Below are 16,564 nucleotides of genomic sequence, written 5' to 3' on the forward strand. Positions count from 1 at the left end.
GAAAGACCACTTGGACGGCGGTGCCGTCTGTGTCAGCGGTGCCGTCTGAGTCAGCGGCAGTCCACTTGAAAGCCGGCCCCGGACAGCAGGGGCGCCAGCTCCTGCGCCTGGCCGACAAGCTCCAGCGTCAGGGTCGAAAACTCACGACGCAGCGGATAACTCGCCCGACACTGATCAAAGCCCTTGCCCGGGTCATCGACGGCCATGGCTCGCAGCAGTCGATCATGATCGCGCCGCGGGTCATACACCGCCCGCATGCAAAGCGCCAGCGCCTCCTCCGGCGACAGGCCGCCATCGAGCACCAGGCGTGACAACGCGGGAGCGGGCAGCAGCTCCGCGAGGGAAACCCTTTCCCCCAGCCCCAGGTGGGCCACCAGCGCCTGATGGATCTGATGGGTACCGCGCAGCTTGCCGTCCAGGCTATGCCCCGCGATATGGGGCGTGGCCAGGGCGACCTGGTGCGCCAGTACCTGGTCGATGGAGGGCTCTTCCTCCCACACGTCGAGCAGTGCGGTGAGGTCATCACCGCGAGCCAGGCGTCGGCTCAGCGCCTGACCGTCGACGCAGTCGCCACGTCCGGCATTGAGCAGCAGCGTACCGGGCAGCAGCTCCTCGATGCGCCGGGCGTCGAGCAGGTGGCGAGTAGCGTGGCATCCCTCGCGCACCAGCGGGGTATGCAGGCACAGCACGTCGCAGCTGTCGATCAGGGCGTCCAGCTCGACAAAGTCCTGGCCGTTCTCGTCACCGGCTCTGCTGCTGGCTTCCCTCTCGGCCCTTGGCGGGTCGCACAGCCGGTGCTCGATGCCCATGGCGGCCAGACGGGTCGCCAGCCGGCCGCCCACATTACCGACACCGACGATCCCCACGCGACGCTCGAGCAGCGACTGGCCACGACGCTCGCAGGCCAGCATCAACGCCGACAGCACGTAGTCCACCACCGGCTCGGCATTGCAGCCCGGGGCGCTGGCGAAGGTGATGGCATGGCGCGCCAGGGCGGCCTGGTCGACATGGTCGGTGCCAATGGTGCAACTGCCGACAAAAGACAGCGGCGAGCCCTTGGCCTTGGTGGCCTCGATCAAATCGGCGTCGAGACGCGTGATCGAGCGAATCACCAGGGCATCCACATCGGCCAGGCTGTCGGCGTCGATCTCGCGCCCCGGCCGGCGGCTGACCTGGCCAAGCGGCGCAAAGCAGGCATCGGCGGCGGGCACGTTGGCATCGACAAGAATCTTCATGGGGTTCCCCGGGTCGCAGGTATCGGGCTCCCGGTCATGCAACCGGGCTATTTGTGGATTAGCCTCAAGGGCTTACAATGCCCATGATAACCATAATGGAAACACTGCAAAGGCTTTATCAGCGTTTCCAGAAACGGAGCCGGCGCCCGCCCTCCGTAGCCACCAAGTGATATGACGGGAGTCGCCGTGATCGTCCGCTGGGAAACCGACCATGACTATGTCCTCGTGCACGTGCACCAGGACATGTTCGGCGACTGGATCTTCAGCCGTGCCTGGGGCCAGATCGGAACCCAGTTCGGCGGGCTCAAGCATCAGCTGGCCGATGACTACGGTCAGGCAATGATGTGGCTGGAAGACGAGAAGACCATCCTCGGATCGCGAGGTTTCACCAAGGTCCTGGAAGCCGACGACCATAGCCCGGAAGGCCGTGAAGCCATGGGGCAACTGTCACTGCTGGACGAGCACTGAGCATGGCGGACACCTCCCCTGCCAGCCTGGCTCCCCGACTGCGTGCCCTGCTGGAGAGCCTGCCCGACAGCGCCCTGCCGATCACCTACCAGCAGGCCGCCGAGGCTCTAGGGCTCACCCCGCCACGCACCATCCGCCGGGTGGCCGAAGCCCTGGAAATCACCATGCGCGAGGATGTCGCGGCCGAACGACCGCTGATCGCCGCCCTGGTGGTCAGCCGCCAGGCACCCCAACTGCCGGGCCCTGGCTTCTTCGAACTGGCGGTGGCACTTGGGCGTCTTGACGAGGAGCCGACCTCACATCTCGAGGCCTACCAGCGAGAGCTGGCCGCTGCCCTGGCGACCCGCCGCTAACGCGGTGGCCGCCATGGCGACGAGGCCACCACTACGGGCGCTCTCGCCATAGCCCTTGTTACAGTCATCCTACAGCCATCCCGGCACCCGCTCAGAGCTTGCCGAAGACGCGGCGTCCCTTCACCCGGGACGCTGTTACTGCGGGAGCCTCCCTCCCCTGGCTCGCCGAGTCCGCTTCGGCTTGCACAGCGACCACTTGCTCGCTCAACCACCCGCGTGTCGCCAGCCAGCGCATGACGGCATCCGGCTCCACCCGCCCCTCCAGGACGTCATCGGGACGTTCAGCGTCGATCAGCACCGGGATCCTTTCGCCGTAACGGCGAAGCAGGGTGTCGTCTTCGCTGATCTCGATACGCTCGATGGTGAACTCCACCCGGGCAAGGGCACGCACCAGGGCTTCCATCTGCTCGCACAGATGGCAGCCCAGGGTGGTGTAGAGCGTCAGTACCATCACGACGCCTGCCGATGGCGGATGAGGAAGCAGTGGTGCAGGTCCGGCCGGCGGCTGAAGTCAGGGTCGAAGGTCTGACGCGAGATGTCCTTGACCTCGAAGTCGACGGCAAGCTCGTCATCCATCTGAAAGCGCCGCTGGTTGTTGGAGAACACCAGGGTACCGCCCGGCGCCAGCCGAGCCATGGCCAGGCGCACCAGGCGCGGGTGGTCCCGCTGGACATCCAGGGTGTCTTCCATCTTCTTGGAGTTGGAGAAGGTCGGCGGGTCCATGAAGATCAGGTCGAACTCGCCGCCTGCGGTCTCCAGCCAGCGCAGGCAGTCGTCGCGCACCACCCGGTGGCGCGACGGGTCGAGCCGGTTGAGCGCGAAATTGTCCCGCGCCCACTCCAGGTAGGTGTTGGACATGTCGACGCTGACACTGTCACTGGCGCCGCCCTCGGCCTCGCTGCCGAGCGCTGCCTGCACCGTGGCCGTGGCGGTGTAGCAGAACAGGTTGAGAAAGCGCTTGCCGGCAGCCATCTCGCCGAGCATACGGCGCACCGGGCGATGATCGAGAAACAGCCCGGTGTCCAGATAGTCACGCAGGTTGACCCATAGCGTCGCGCGACCTTCGGTGACCTGGAAGCGCTGGCCGCTGCGACCCTGCTTCTCGTACTGAGACTTGCCCTGCTGACGCTTGCGCCGCTTGATCACCACCTTGCCGGGGTCCACTTCCAGCACCTCGGGAATCACCCCGAGGGCATCGAACAGACGCCGCTGGGCCTGGGACGGATCGATGGACTTGGGCGCGGCGTACTCCTGGACGTGGACGTGATCGCCGTAGACATCGATGGCCAGGGCATACTCGGGCATGTCGGCGTCATACAGCCGATAGCAGCTCTCGCCGCTGCGCTTGAGCCACTTGCGCAGCTTCTTCTGGTTCTTTTCCAGACGGTTGGCAAACATCTGGGCGCCCTCGCTACGAGGTGCCGTGGATGTTGCCTGGGTATCGGAGGACGCCGCCTCCAGGCTTGCCCGAGTGGCCGGGCTAGCCTGGCCGTCGACCGCCGACGTTGCCTCAGCGTCATGGCGGCGACCCTGGCTCCGATCCTGGTTCTGATCCTGGTTCTGGTTCTGGCCATCGCGGCGTGCGATATCGATCAGCAACAGCTTGGCCTCGAGCGGGCCGTTTCTCAGCGCGTACTGCTTGTGGGCACGCATGCCGAGACGGTGGCCAAGGTCCGGATTGCCGGTGAACAGCGCCAGGCGCCAGCCACCGAAGTCGGCCTTGAGCCGCTCGCCCAGGTCCGAATAGAGCCGCACCAGCTCCGGCAGCTCGCCGATACGCTCGCCGTAAGGCGGGTTGCTGATCACCAGCCCCGCAAGCTCGGGGTCGAGCACCCGCGGCCGCGACAGGCGATGCACGCTGGCGCCATCGAGGTGGATCAGCGCCGGGATGCCGGCGCGCATGGCGTTGGTCTTGGCCGCCGACAGCGCCGGCGGGCTCTGGTCGAAGCCAAAGATCACCGAGCGCGCGCGTTTTCGTCCGATGCTCGCCCGGGCCTCGGCCTCGCGCAGGACCTCGCGCCACAGCGCCGGGTCGTGGCCGGCCCAGCGGGCAAAGCCGAAGCGCTCCCGGTTCAGGTTGGGCGCCATGTCGGCGGCCATCAGCGCAGCTTCGATCAACAGCGTGCCCGAGCCACACATGGGGTCAACCAGCGGCGCCCCCTGCTTGGCCAACTCCGGCCAGCCGGCGCGCACCAGCAGCGCCGCCGCCAGATTTTCCTTGAGCGGGGCGTGGCCGGTATCGCGACGATAGCCGCGCCGGTGCAGGCTGTCGCCGGACAGGTCGATGCCCAGCGTCAAGCGGCCACGGTGCAGGTGGGCATACAGGCGAACGTCGGGATTACGGACGTCGACATCGGGACGCGCCTGGCCGGCCGCACCAAGACGGTCGACCACGCCATCCTTGACCGTCTGGGCGCCGAAGCGGGTGTGTCGAATCTCGTCACTGCGACCATGAAAGTCCACCGCAATGCTGGCACCGGCAGGCAGATGGCGCTGCCAGTCGACGGCGGCGGCGGCATCGTGCAAGGCATCCGGCGTTTCGACGCCTTCCGTTCGCGACAGACACAGGATGACCCTGTTGGCCAGGCGCGACCACAGACAGGCCCGGTAGGCACCCTCGAGATCGCCCTCGGCGTTCACGCCTGCCACGGTGGTCTTGCCCGGTGTCAAGCCGAATGTGACTAGCTCGTCGGCTAACAGTTGTTCGATGCCCCGCGGACAGGTTGCCAGAAGGTCAAGCTTCTCAGGCACTTGCTTCTCCTACATTAATGATGACTGCGAAAGCCATTATTCGGTTAACCATTTCATGACGACAAGGTGAACAGGTTGTTACAAAACAACAGTCGACAATGCCGAGCGGCTTACGCTATCAATGGAATGGTAGCTACGAGATACGACACATGTGTCCCTGTCAACAAGCCTTCATTTCGTGCGACTCGGGAGAGCCTGCACATCGCAGGGCTTGGGCATCACGGGCCTGCCGCTTGCATCCCCCGAATTTCCCGCAGGGGCAGGTCAGATTGGTACCTTTGTCACGAGGTAGACCCATGAAACGACAGAAACGTGATCGCTTCCAGCGTGCCTATGTACATGGCTATAAGGCCGGTCTCTCGGGTAGATCCCGCGATGACTGCCCCAGCCAGGACATCAATCTACGGGAATACTGGATGAGCGGTTGGCGTGAAGGTCGTGGGGACCAGTGGTCGGGCATGACGGGAGTGTCCGGCATTCACAAGAACCCCATGGTGCTCTGATAACGCAGTACTGTCGAGGTAAAGGAAAGACCCGCCAAGCCCATGGCACAAGACGCCATGGGCTTTTTGCTGCCCGCCCTTTCAGCGCGCCGACGCCAGCGCCCTGGCGCACTCCCGGACCAGCCCCGGTCCGCGGTAGATAAAGCCCGAATACACCTGCACCAGATCCGCCCCTGCCTGACGCTTGGCCACCGCCGCCTGGCCACTGTCGACGCCGCCGACGCCGATGATCGGCATGTCGGGCAACGCCTGGCGCAGCCGCTCGATCACAAGGTTGGAGGCGTCGAACACCGGGCAACCCGACAGTCCGCCCTGCTCATCGGCGTGCGCAAGCCCTTGCACCGCTTCACGGGATACCGTGGTGTTGGTGGCGATCACCGCGTCGATGCCATTGTCCGCCAGCGCCCGCGCCACCAGGACGACCTCTTCCTCGTCCATGTCCGGGGCGATCTTTACCGCCAGCGGCACACGGCGTCCACTCTGTTCATCGAGGCGAGTGCCTGTCGAGCGCAGGCGTCCGAGCAACTCATCGAGGTGGTCGCCGAACTGCAGGTTGCGTAGCCCCGGGGTATTCGGTGACGAGATATTGACCGCCACGTAGTCGGCGTGGGCGTGAACCCGCTCCAGGCAGTAAAGGTAGTCGTCACCGGCGTCCTCCACCGAGGTGGTCAGGTTCTTGCCGATATTGATGCCGATCACCCCGCGGTAGCGGCTGGCCTTTACCTGCTCCACCAGGTGATCCACGCCGAGGTTGTTGAACCCCATCCGATTGATGATGGCGCCACGCTCGGGCAGGCGGAACAGCCGGGGCTTGGGGTTGCCGGACTGGGCCCTGGGGGTCACGGTGCCGACCTCGACGAAGCCGAAGCCCAGCGCCCCCAGAGCGTCGAGGTGATCGGCGTTCTTGTCGAGCCCCGCCGCCAGGCCGATACGGTTGGGGAAGCTCAAGCCCATCACCTTGACCGGATCGTCCACGCGGGCACCTGCCAGCAACCGCGTCGCCTTCACGCGCGCCGCCCAGTCCAGCGACGTCAAGGACAGGCCGTGGGCCCGTTCGGGATCCAGGCGAAACAACAGGGAGCGGGCGAGATCGTACATGGCGTCTCCGAGGCGAAAAAGGACGAGGGCGCGCGGCCGGGCGCGAGTATAGCGCAGCCGCGACGCCACGACGACTTCCTGAATCAGACCTCAGCAGTTTTGCCCAAACGGGCTTTCATCCCAGGTCGTCAGTGTCCAATGTCCCCTTCGGTAAACAGAAACTCGCGTAGATACTTGTCCATGGCGGGATCCTTGCGGCGCAGCCACTCCAGGGTCATGGCCGCGTGCTCCTTTTCCTCATCACGGTTATGTTCGAGGATCTTGCGTAGATCTTCGTCCTGACAGGCGTCAACTCGCTGGTTGTACCAGTCGACTGCCTCCAGTTCCTCCATCAACGACACGATGGCGCGATGGTAATCCCGGGTCTGCGCCGTCAACTCTTCCACCGGTTCGTGGTAGCCCTCGCTCGATCCAGCCATTCGCCACTCCTTTTCTTTGTAAATAGTTGTGTTCTACTAACTCCATCAACGTAGGACACGATCGTTGTCTTGTCAGTCAGCGACATATGCCGGGAGGGCCCATGACAGAAGTGACCGAGACGTTTGAAAGCCAGCTGTCGCGCATCCACCTGGCCCTGGAAGACGAGAACCCCCAGGAGGTCTCCGAGGCCCTGGAGGATCTCGAACCCGCCGAGGTCGCCCTGCTGCTCGAATCGCTGCCGCTGAGCGAGCGCATCAGGCTATGGGAACAGGTACCAGCGGAGGACGACGGCGAGGTTCTGCTGCACGTCCATGACGAGGTGCGCAGCACCCTGCTCGAGGACATGGACCCCGAGGAGATCGTCGCCGCCACGGCAAGCCTGGACACCGCCGACCTGGCAGAGCTGTTCGAGGACCTGCCCAAGCAGGTGGCCGAGGACATGCTGCGCACCATGGACGAGATGCAGCGCACTCGTCTGCAGGAGACCCTGTCCTTCGAGGAAGACAGCGCCGGGCGCCTGATGCGCACCGACGCCATCGGGGTGCGCTCCGACGTCACCCTCGAGACGGTGCAGCGCTTCCTGCGCTGGAAGGAGTCGATCCCGGACAACACCGACAACCTGATGGTGGTGGACCGCATCGGCCACTTCGTCGGCGTGCTGCCGCTGGCCCGGCTGGTTTCCCATGATCAGGAGACCTCGGTGGCGGAGCTGATGGACGCCGACGTCGACGTCATCCAGGGCGACATGAAGTCCCGCGACGTGGCCACCCTGTTCCAGACCCACGACCTGACGTCGGCCCCGGTGGTGGACAACGACGGCATGTTGATCGGCCGTATCGTCATCGACGATATCGTCGACGTCATCCAGGAGAACTCCGAACAGGCGCTGATGAACATGGCCGGCCTCGACGAGGAGGAAGACCTGTTCGCGCCGGTTTTGCCCAGCGCCAAGCGTCGTGCGGTATGGCTCGGCATCAACCTGCTGACCGCCTTTCTCGCCGCCTGGGTCATCGGTCAGTTCGAGGATGCCCTGGAGAAGGTGGTGGCGCTGGCGGTACTGATGCCGATCGTCGCCAGCATGGGCGGCATCGCCGGCAGCCAGACCCTGACCCTGGCCATTCGCGGCCTCGCCCTTGGCCAGATCAGCAAGACCAACAGCAACTGGCTGCTGCGCAAGGAGGTCGGCATTGCCCTGCTCAACGGTGTCGTCTGGGCCCTGGTGGTGGCGGTGCTGGCGGTGCTCTGGTTCAAGAGCGTGGCGATCGGCGTGATCATCGCCGCCGCCCTGGTCATCAACATGCTGGCCGCCGGGGTCTGCGGCATCGTGATTCCCCTCGTGCTCAAGCGCATGAACATCGATCCAGCGCTGTCCGGCTCGGTCATTCTGACCACCGTCACCGACGTGATCGGCTTCATGTCCTTCCTCGGCCTGGCGACGATCTTCCTGCTGTAGCGCGCTGAGCGGATTCATCGACCGGCCATCACTGCCCCACGGGCACTGATGGCCGATCGGTGGTCCCGCCACCTCGTCGCCTATCTACCGATTCCTGCCTCCCGCTTGGTACGCCCCTCGTCTGCTGTCGCTTATCTACCGGCTCTTGTCTACCGACTCTTGCCTCCCGCTTCGTGCGCCCCCTCATCTGCTGTCACTTATCTACCGGCTCTTGTCTACCGACTCTTGCCTCCCGCTTCGTGCGCCCCCTCGTCTGCTGTCACTTATCTACCGGCTCTTGGTTGCCGACTCTTGTTTGCCGTCCCTTGCCTGCCGTCTCCCGTCTGCGACACCCCCCGTCGCCGGTACGCTACTCTTGTGCTGCTGTGCTGATTCGTTAGCATGGTCAGCAAGGCGCGGGTGACAAGCGCCCATCCCTGCTGGAAACAGGGATCCCCGAGACGGAAAAGGAGAGACCGCATGATGATCAAGACTCGCCCCATGATGCTTGCCCTCGGCGCCGTTGCCGCCCTCGGCCTTGCCGGCTGCGCCAGCGACAGCGCCTCGATGGAGAAAGAGAGCACCGACTACATCGTCACCGGGCTCGGCGACGATCGCCAGGAAGCCCTGGAAGAGGCCAAGGAACGCGCACTGGAGCAGTGCGAGGCCCAGGATCGCGACGAATTCATCATCGAAGAGCAACAGGTGCTTGGCCCCAACACCAGCCCGGAAAAGCGTGAGCGCGCCGAGGCCATGGTCGAAGGCGGCACCGTCAACGAAGACACCAACCTGGCGGCGCTGAACGACGACAGCGAAGGCTTCAAGGCGATCTGGAGCATCAGCTGCCGCTAAGCCTCGGTCCGTTGGTTGCCGACAAGGCCTGCAAAGGCCAGACGCAAGAAGGGCGCCCCCAGGGGCGCCCTTCTTGCATTGTGTGAACCGCCACCTGGTGTGAACCAACGCCACGGTTCCACTCGATCGTCCCGAGAATCGACGAGGACGCCCGTGGGCGTCCTCGCGTGGTCGACTCACTGACCCGGGGTCTAGACCTCGCTGTTGCTCTCGGCCAGATCCACCAGCTCACGCACCGCCACGGCAAACAGCGGGAAGCCGCCCTGGGCGCCACTGTCGACCTCGTTGATCAGGCGGCACCAGCGCTTGTGCATGGACTCGTGGTGCTTGAGCCACTGATCGACACGTCCGGCGGTATCGCGGGCGCCGCTCTCCATCTTCATCACGCTGGCGGTCAACGCCATCTGCTGACGCTCGATGTCGTCGCGGAAGGTCTCCCGCGCCTGGGCCTGCCAGCTATCCTTCACCGGCAAGGCGGTAACCTGCTGGATCATCCACGGCAGCTCCAGACGGGCGCCAATCTCGTAGCAGACCTCGGCCACCTTCTGCGGCTTCTCGTTGACCTGACGGGCGGTCTGGATGATGCCCAGCGCCGCGTACAGGCTATCGGCCGCGGCCACGGTGGAGGCCAGCGCCTCGGGCACCCCGGCGTCGACGAGTTCGTCACGGCGGGCCTGCCAGGCCTCGAGTTCCTCGCCACGCAGACGCTTGCCGATATTCTCCTGCAGCTGGGCAATACGCGGCTGGTAGTACTCGATGCAGTCACCGGCAGCCTGGCCCGAACGATGGCGCAGGAACCAGCGTGAAGCGCGGCGAATCATGCGCATCAGGTCGAGCATCATGCCGTACTGGATATCGGTCGAGACCTGATTGTCGAGCGCTTCGATCTGCTCCCACAGCTTGGGCAGCTGGAAGCTGTCACGGGCGATGACGTAGGCCCGCGCGATGTCCGCACGCCCCATGCCGGTGGAGTCGATCAGCCGGCGGGTGAACACGATGCCCATGTGGTCGACCAGATCGTTGGCCAGCTGGGTCGCCACGATTTCGCGCTTCAGGCGGTGGCTCAGGACCTGGTCGCGGTAGCGCTCCACCAGGCTCTGGGGGAAGGCCCGGGTGGCGTGCTGGGCGATGATCTCGTCGTCGGGCACGTCGGAGGCGATCAGGTCGCCCTTGAGCGTGCTCTTGGCGTAGGAGATCAACACCGACAGCTCCGGCAACACCATGCCCTGGTCATTGGCCGAACGCTCCTGGAGCTCCTCGTCGGAGGGCAGGAACTCGAGTTCGCGATCGATCTGACCGGCCGCTTCCAGTTCGCTGATAAAGCGGCGATAGGGCCCGATCCCCTGGTGGGACAGCCGCTCGGACAGATCCAGCGCCAGGGTCTGACGATAGTTGTCGGTCAGCACCAGCTCGCTGACTTCCTCGGTCATGTCCGCCAGCAGCTGATTGCGCTGCTTGTCGGTCATGTCACCGTTGGCCACCACCTCATCGATCAGGATCTTGATGTTGACCTCATGGTCGGAGCAGTTGACCCCGCCAGCGTTGTCGATGAAGTCGGTGTTGACGCGCACACCACGCGCCGCCGCCTCCATGCGCCCGCGCTGGGTCAGGCCAAGGTTGCCGCCCTCGCCTACCACTCGGCAGTTCAGTTCCTTGCCGTCGATGCGCAGCACGTCGTTGGCCTTGTCGCCGACTTCGGCGTCGGTCTCGGTGCTGGCCTTGACGTAGGTGCCGATGCCGCCGTTCCAGATCAGGTCGACCTTCGAGCGCAGCATCGCCTGGATCAGCTCATTGGGCGGCAGCTTGTCTTCGCTGATGCCGAAGACCTCCTTCATCTGCGGCGTGATCTTGATCGACTTGGCCGCACGGGAGAAGACGCCGCCGCCTTCGGAGATCAACGAGGTGTCATAGTCTTCCCAGCTGGAGCGCGGCATCTCGAACAGGCGCTTGCGCTCCTTGAAGGTGCTGGCCGCATCCGGCGTCGGATCGACGAAGATGTGCATATGGTTGAAGGCACCGACCAGGCGAATGGTCTCGGACAGCAGCATGCCGTTGCCGAAGACGTCACCGGCCATGTCACCGATACCGACCACGCTGAACTCGTCGGACTGGGTATTGATGCCGAGGCCACGGAAGTGACGCTTGACCGACTCCCAGGCGCCCTTGGCGGTGATGCCCATCTTCTTGTGGTCGTAGCCGTTGGCGCCGCCGGAAGCAAAGGCGTCACCCAGCCAGTGGCCATACTCGATGGAAATCTCGTTGGCGATGTCGGAGAAGGTGGCGGTGCCCTTGTCGGCCGCCACCACCAGGTAGGGGTCGGCCTCGTCGTGGCGTACCACGTTCTTCGGCTCGACGACCTCGCCACCGACCAGATTGTCGGTCACGTCCAGCAGCGCGCGGATGAAGGTCTGGTAGCAGGCGATGCCTTCCTTCTGGATGGTCTCGCGATCGGCACCTTCCGGCATGCGCTTGCACACGAAGCCGCCCTTGGCCCCCACCGGCACGATCACCGAGTTCTTGACCTGCTGCGCCTTGACCAGCCCGAGCACCTCGGTACGGAAGTCCTCGTGGCGATCCGACCAGCGCAGGCCGCCACGGGCGACCTTGCCACCGCGCAGGTGAACACCCTCGACCCGCGGCGAGCAGACGAAGATCTCGAACATCGGGCGCGGCTTGGGCATGCCGGTGACCTTGGACGGTTCCAGCTTGAACGACAGGTAGTCCTTGAAGCCGCCATCTTCGGTCTTCTGATAGTAGTTGGTGCGCAGGGTCGCCTGGATCAGCTCCACGTAACGACGCAGCAGCCGGTCGTCGTTGAGGCTGGCGACGTCGTCGAGCAGGCCATTGATGCGCTCTACGCAGGCCTCGATCTCACCCTCGGCGGGACGATCCTCGGGATCGAAGCGCAGCTCGAACAGGGTCACCAGCTCGCGGGTGATCTGCGGGTGGGCCACCAGTGCATTGGCGATGAAGTTCTGGGAGATGCCGAAGCGGATCTGCTTCAGATAACGCGCGTAGGAGCGCAGCATCGCCACTTCACGCCAGTCGAGGTTGGCGCCGATGATCAGACGGTTGAAGCGGTCATTGTCCGCCTCGCCGGCCCAGATGCGCTGGAAGGCCTCGATGAACGGCTTGCGCATCTCCTGCAGGTTGACCTCGGTGTCGGTGTGATGCTCCAGATCGAAGTCGTGGATCCAGTAGCTCTCGTCCACCGCCTCGACCTCGTAGGGGCGTTCACCGATGACCCTGAGCCCCAGGTTTTCCATCATCGGCAGCACGTCGGACAGCGGAATCGGCTTGCGCTTGTGGAACAGCTTGAGGTTGACGCCGCTGCCCTCTTCCTCGATCAGTCGGTACAGCGACAGCGCCAGCGGCTTGCCGTTGTCCAGCTCGCCGATGTGCTGCAGGTCGTACACCGCAGTGCGAGCGCTGAAGTCTTCCTGGTAGCTGGCCTGGAAGGCGTCGCGGAAGCGATCCAGCAGCTGGTTGGCGTGTTCCTCGCCGAAGCCTTCGATGGCGGCATTGAGCAGATCGTCACGCCAGTTGCGGGCGAGCCGCGCCAGCTTCTCTTCCAGCGCCTTGATGTCGTAGTCGGTCGGCGTGTCGCCGTTGAAGCGCAGGATGAACTGGATCCGCGCCAGCACCGATTCGGACAGGTAGGTGTTGAAGTCACCGAAGGTGGCGTCGAGTTCCTCGCACAGCAGGTTCTGCAGACGCAGACGAAGCTCGGTCGAGAACACATCGCGCGGCACGAATACCAGGCACGAATAGAAGCGACCGAAGCGATCCTCGCGGATGAACAGCCGCACCCGGCGACGTTCACGGATATCGAGGATACCCAGCGCCGTCTGGGCCAGCTCGTCTGTGTCGATCTGGAACAGGTCGTCGCGGGGATAGACCTCGAGGATCTGGGTCAGCTGCTTGCCGTTGTGGCCCTTGGGGTTGAAGCCGGCGATATCCATCACCGTCTTGAGCTTGCGCCTCAGGATCGGAATATGACGCGGCGAGTCGTTGTAGACCCCAGCGGTGAACAGCCCCAGGAATCGACGCTCGCCGATGACGTTGCCCTTGTCGTCATAGCGATCGATGGTCACGTAATCCGGATAGGTGGGACGGTGGACGCGGGCGTGGAAGGCACTCTTGGCGAATGACAGAAGCTGCGGCACCAGCACGTAGCGATCGCCCTCGACTCCCTGGTCGGTGCGGATACGCTGGCGATACTGGGCATCGGACAGACGGAACAGACCGAGCTCGCTGCCGTCGACCTGATTGAGGCTCTGGCCACCGTTGTCCTTGTCGACGGTGAACTCGTCATAACCGAGGAAGGTGAAGTTGTCTTCCAGCATCCATTCGAGGAAGGCCACCGCCTCGTCGTGATCGGCCTTGTCGATCGGGCCTGGGCAGCAGCTATTGAGCTCGTCGATGGTCTCGCGGATGCGCGCGCGCATCGGATCGAAGTCCGCCACCGCCGTGCGCACTTCCTTCAGCACCTCGTGGATGCTCTGCTCGATGGCCGCCAGCTCCTCGGGGTCGGAGTGACGATCCACCTCGATGGCGATCAGCGACTCACGATGCTCGGGGGCGTCCTTTTCACCCGGAGACGACACACGCTCGACCCGGTGCTGCTTGTCACGAGCGACCGACAGGACCGAATTGTGGATGGCGTGGACGGTCATGCCACGACGGTTGAGCTCGATGCGCACCGAGTCGACCAGAAACGGCATGTCTTCGTGCAGCACCGCGACAAAGGTGTGGGTCGACTGCCAGCCGTGCTCCTCGAAGTCAGGGTTCATCACCTTGACCTTGGGTGAGGCCGGATCGAACTGCTGCAGGAAGTGCCACACCGACAGGGTGGCGCCGTACAGATCATCCAGGCGCCGCTCACTCAGATCCTCCAGCGGCACCGTGGAGTAGAAATGGCGAGCGAAGTCACCCACCAGACCGGCCTTTTCCTGATCGAGGCGTCCTTCCAGCTTTTCCTCGAGTTGCTTGAGCAGATCCTCGCGACTGTCATCCTGTGCGACGTGTAACATCCTCACCTCGGTTGGCGGCGGCCACTTCACTGTGGCCTGTGTAAAGGTAGTGACGAGCGTGCTGCGCGGCGCTACGCATCCGGCGCTCCCGGCGCATTCGGCAAGCTTACGCCAATCCCCACCCCACCCCCATCCAGATGCCCGCCTTCTCATGGAGCATGACGGTTACGCATCCCCCCTTGACAGCACGCTTGCGTTAGGCTCGTTGGCGCCTCAGGAGCGCCGTTCCAGCAAGACCCCGCACTCACAGTGATGGGTGAAGGGGAACTGGTCAAACAGAGCGAAACGAACGATGCGGTGCGTCCTGGTGAGCTGTTCGAGATTGACGGCCAGGGTGTCCGGATTGCATGAAATATAGACGATACGCGGGTATTCACTCAGTTGATCACAGCTGTCGGCGTCCAGACCGGCCCGCGGTGGGTCCACCAGCACTGTGGAGAAGTCATAGTCACCCAGGCACATCTCGTCCACTCGCCGGCCTGTTTTCTCCCCTTTGAGCGCAGAAGAGAAGTCTTCGGCAGACATCCGCGCGACAAAGGCATTGGTCACCGCGTTGGCCTCGAGATTGACCCTGGCGCTTGCCACCGAGGTGCGCGAGATCTCGGTGGCCAGAACCCGGCGAAAATTCTCTGCCAGGGCGATGGTGAAGTTGCCGTTGCCGCAGTAGAGCTCGACCAGGTCCTGCTGCTGGCTGCCCGTGGTCACCTCCCGTGCCCAGGACAGCATGGAGGCGCAGATGCGCGCATTGGGCTGGGTAAAGCTGTTTTCCACCTGCTGGTAGTGCAGTACCTGTCCGTCCACCTCGAGACGTTCCCACACGTGGTCGCGGGTCAGCACCAGCCGCTGCTTGCGTGAGCGGCCGATGATCATCACCCCAAGCTCGCGCTCGAGTTCCCGGGCATCCCGCTCCCAGTCTTCTTCCAGCGGGCGGTGGTAGATCAGGCTGATCAACGTCTCACCCGCCAGGGTGGTCAGAAACTCCACCTGAAACAGCTTGCGCCGCATCACCGGGTTGTCACGGATGGCGTCGAGCAGCGCCGGCATCAGGGCATTGATGCGCTCGCTGGCCACCGCGAACTGGTCCATGCGTACCAGTCGCTTGTCGTCGGGGTCCTCGGGATTGACCTCGAACATCACATAGTAGAGATCGTCGCCCTCATGCCAGACGCGAAACTCGCAGCGTTGCCGGTAGTGACTCGGCGGTGACGGATACACCTCGAGCTCGGGCGGAGAAAACCGCGCAAACTGCTCGACCAGGCGATCACGCTTGGCGGCGAGCTGTTCGGCATAGCGTTCGGGTTCAACGACGGGTATGGCCACGGAAACTCCTGGAAAAACGATGAACAATAAACAAATGACGTGGGCGATGGCGGCGTGGTCAGCGCCGCTGCCGGACGGTGTACAAGAGGTGGGTCAAGCGCTGGGCACGTCCAGCAGGCAAGGGGCCGCAAAGCCGAAGGACGCAAGCCCTCGCGTCAGCCTTTCCGAGGCGTCCGTCGCACCTGACGAATCCCGCAATAGACTCGTGACCCAGGCCGCATCGAGGCCCTGTCGGGCGTCCGGGCCCACCGCCACCTGGGCCGTCCGTCGGGCAATGGCGTCGCCGGAGTCTACCCAGGTGACGGCCCGCGGCATGGCCTCGTCGAGCCAGCGACGCAGCAAGGGAAAGTGGGTACAGCCCAGCACCACCGTATCGATACGGGCATCCTCCACAAGCGCTGCCAGCGCCTGGCGAACCACCGCAGGATCGATAGCGTGCCCCTGGATGGCGCGCTCCGCCTCGGCCACCAGCGCGTCGGCGGCCACCTTCTCGACCTGGCAGTGCGGCGCATAGCTGTCGATCAGCCGCTGGGTGTAGGGCCGGGCGACCGTTGCGCTGGTGGCCAGCAGTGCCAGATGCCCACTGCGACTGGCCTGGGCGGCCGGCTTGATCGCCGGCACCGTGCCCACCACCGGCACGTCCAGGCGCTCGCGCAAGGCCTCCAGTGCCAGGGTGCTGGCGGTATTGCAGGCCACCACCAGGGTATCGGCACCGGTACGATTCACCGCCGCCTCGCACACCGCGACGATCCGCTCGACCAACCAAGGGTCCGGCCGCGTACCGTAGGGCAGCATGGCGTTGTCGCAGCAGTAGGCAAGCGCCGTATCGGGCAGATGGCGTCTGAGCGCCGCCACCACGGAAAGCCCGCCCACGCCGGAGTCGAACACCAGCACAGGTCCGGCCATCAAGCCTCCTCCCTGACGGGCAAAGCCCATGCCCACCGCCACTGCCGGACGGCGGGGAAATATCCCCCACGATCGGATCGGGCCGCCATCGAGGCCGACCGGAGACGGGGAAGGAGGAGGGGCAAGAGGCTGAGCAAGGGAAACGGCACCTGAATCAACATGGGCGCCATTCTACCCGACATTGGCGGACCTG

Annotated in this window: 13 protein-coding genes; 5 read left to right on the plus strand and 8 right to left on the minus strand. The window is 64.4% G+C overall.

Annotated elements, in window-relative coordinates:
• Window positions 1-50: 50 nt before the first annotated feature.
• On the minus strand, window positions 51-1,235 hold the full coding sequence (pdxB, locus tag EBB56_RS00830) for a 4-phosphoerythronate dehydrogenase PdxB (protein ID WP_124802436.1): 1,185 nt from the start codon (window positions 1,233-1,235) through the stop codon (window positions 51-53).
• Window positions 1,236-1,421: 186 nt separating this feature from the next.
• On the opposite strand from pdxB, the gene EBB56_RS00835 reads away from it, so the two are divergent.
• Together EBB56_RS00835 and EBB56_RS00840 are read left to right on the plus strand one after the other, a co-directional pair.
• Entirely contained in the window at window positions 1,422-1,703 is a 282-nt protein-coding gene (locus tag EBB56_RS00835; RefSeq protein ID WP_045994908.1) for a hypothetical protein, read from the plus strand.
• 2 nt (window positions 1,704-1,705) lie between these two features.
• On the plus strand, window positions 1,706-2,056 hold the full coding sequence (locus EBB56_RS00840; protein ID WP_045994891.1) for a hypothetical protein: 351 nt from the start codon (window positions 1,706-1,708) through the stop codon (window positions 2,054-2,056).
• A 91-nt stretch (window positions 2,057-2,147) separates the two neighbouring features.
• Here EBB56_RS00840 and EBB56_RS00845 read toward each other — a convergent pair whose 3' ends face one another.
• On the minus strand, window positions 2,148-2,507 hold the full coding sequence (locus tag EBB56_RS00845; protein WP_240184286.1) for a glutaredoxin family protein: 360 nt from the start codon (window positions 2,505-2,507) through the stop codon (window positions 2,148-2,150).
• Window positions 2,507-4,807 carry a bifunctional 23S rRNA (guanine(2069)-N(7))-methyltransferase RlmK/23S rRNA (guanine(2445)-N(2))-methyltransferase RlmL gene (gene rlmKL, locus EBB56_RS00850; protein ID WP_124802438.1) on the minus strand — a complete coding sequence of 767 codons (2,301 nt, stop codon included), beginning with the start codon at window positions 4,805-4,807 and terminating at the stop codon, window positions 2,507-2,509. The genes EBB56_RS00845 and rlmKL overlap by 1 nt, the downstream gene beginning before the upstream one ends.
• Window positions 4,808-5,103: 296 nt before the next feature.
• Here rlmKL and rmf point away from each other — a divergent pair, with 296 nt between their 5' ends.
• Window positions 5,104-5,310 carry a ribosome modulation factor gene (rmf, locus tag EBB56_RS00855; protein WP_045994893.1) on the plus strand — a complete coding sequence of 69 codons (207 nt, stop codon included), beginning with the start codon at window positions 5,104-5,106 and terminating at the stop codon, window positions 5,308-5,310.
• Between the two features lie 81 nt (window positions 5,311-5,391).
• Here the strand turns inward: rmf and EBB56_RS00860 are convergent, their stop codons facing one another.
• Together EBB56_RS00860 and EBB56_RS00865 are read right to left on the minus strand one after the other, a co-directional pair.
• Entirely contained in the window at window positions 5,392-6,408 is a 1,017-nt protein-coding gene (locus EBB56_RS00860; RefSeq protein WP_108449714.1) for a quinone-dependent dihydroorotate dehydrogenase, read from the minus strand.
• A 128-nt stretch (window positions 6,409-6,536) separates the two neighbouring features.
• The gene (locus EBB56_RS00865) at window positions 6,537-6,827 is read right to left on the minus strand and encodes an encapsulin-associated ferritin-like protein (RefSeq protein ID WP_045994894.1); all 291 of its coding nucleotides are present in this window, start codon (window positions 6,825-6,827) and stop codon (window positions 6,537-6,539) included.
• A gap of 101 nt (window positions 6,828-6,928) precedes the next feature.
• Here EBB56_RS00865 and mgtE point away from each other — a divergent pair, with 101 nt between their 5' ends.
• Window positions 6,929-8,281 carry a magnesium transporter gene (gene mgtE / locus EBB56_RS00870; protein ID WP_108131584.1) on the plus strand — a complete coding sequence of 451 codons (1,353 nt, stop codon included), beginning with the start codon at window positions 6,929-6,931 and terminating at the stop codon, window positions 8,279-8,281.
• A gap of 459 nt (window positions 8,282-8,740) precedes the next feature.
• Window positions 8,741-9,112 carry a hypothetical protein gene (locus tag EBB56_RS00875; protein ID WP_045994896.1) on the plus strand — a complete coding sequence of 124 codons (372 nt, stop codon included), beginning with the start codon at window positions 8,741-8,743 and terminating at the stop codon, window positions 9,110-9,112.
• Between the two features lie 191 nt (window positions 9,113-9,303).
• On the opposite strand, the gene EBB56_RS00880 is transcribed toward EBB56_RS00875, so the two are convergent.
• The 3 genes from EBB56_RS00880 to murI all read right to left on the minus strand — a co-directional run bounded on the left by EBB56_RS00880 (window position 9,304) and on the right by murI (window position 16,371).
• On the minus strand, window positions 9,304-14,145 hold the full coding sequence (locus EBB56_RS00880; RefSeq protein WP_124802440.1) for an NAD-glutamate dehydrogenase: 4,842 nt from the start codon (window positions 14,143-14,145) through the stop codon (window positions 9,304-9,306).
• A gap of 213 nt (window positions 14,146-14,358) precedes the next feature.
• Window positions 14,359-15,465, minus strand: coding sequence for a tRNA (uridine(54)-C5)-methyltransferase TrmA (gene trmA, locus EBB56_RS00885; protein WP_124802442.1), 1,107 nt, complete (start codon window positions 15,463-15,465; stop codon window positions 14,359-14,361).
• A 93-nt stretch (window positions 15,466-15,558) separates the two neighbouring features.
• Window positions 15,559-16,371 (minus strand): glutamate racemase, encoded by an 813-nt coding sequence (murI, locus tag EBB56_RS00890; RefSeq protein WP_045994899.1) that lies wholly within the window; start codon window positions 16,369-16,371, stop codon window positions 15,559-15,561.
• Window positions 16,372-16,564 lie beyond the last annotated feature (193 nt).

The sequence above is a fragment of the Halomonas sp. YLB-10 genome, assembly GCF_003856855.1.
Classification (GTDB): Bacteria; Pseudomonadota; Gammaproteobacteria; order Pseudomonadales; family Halomonadaceae; genus Halomonas; species Halomonas litopenaei.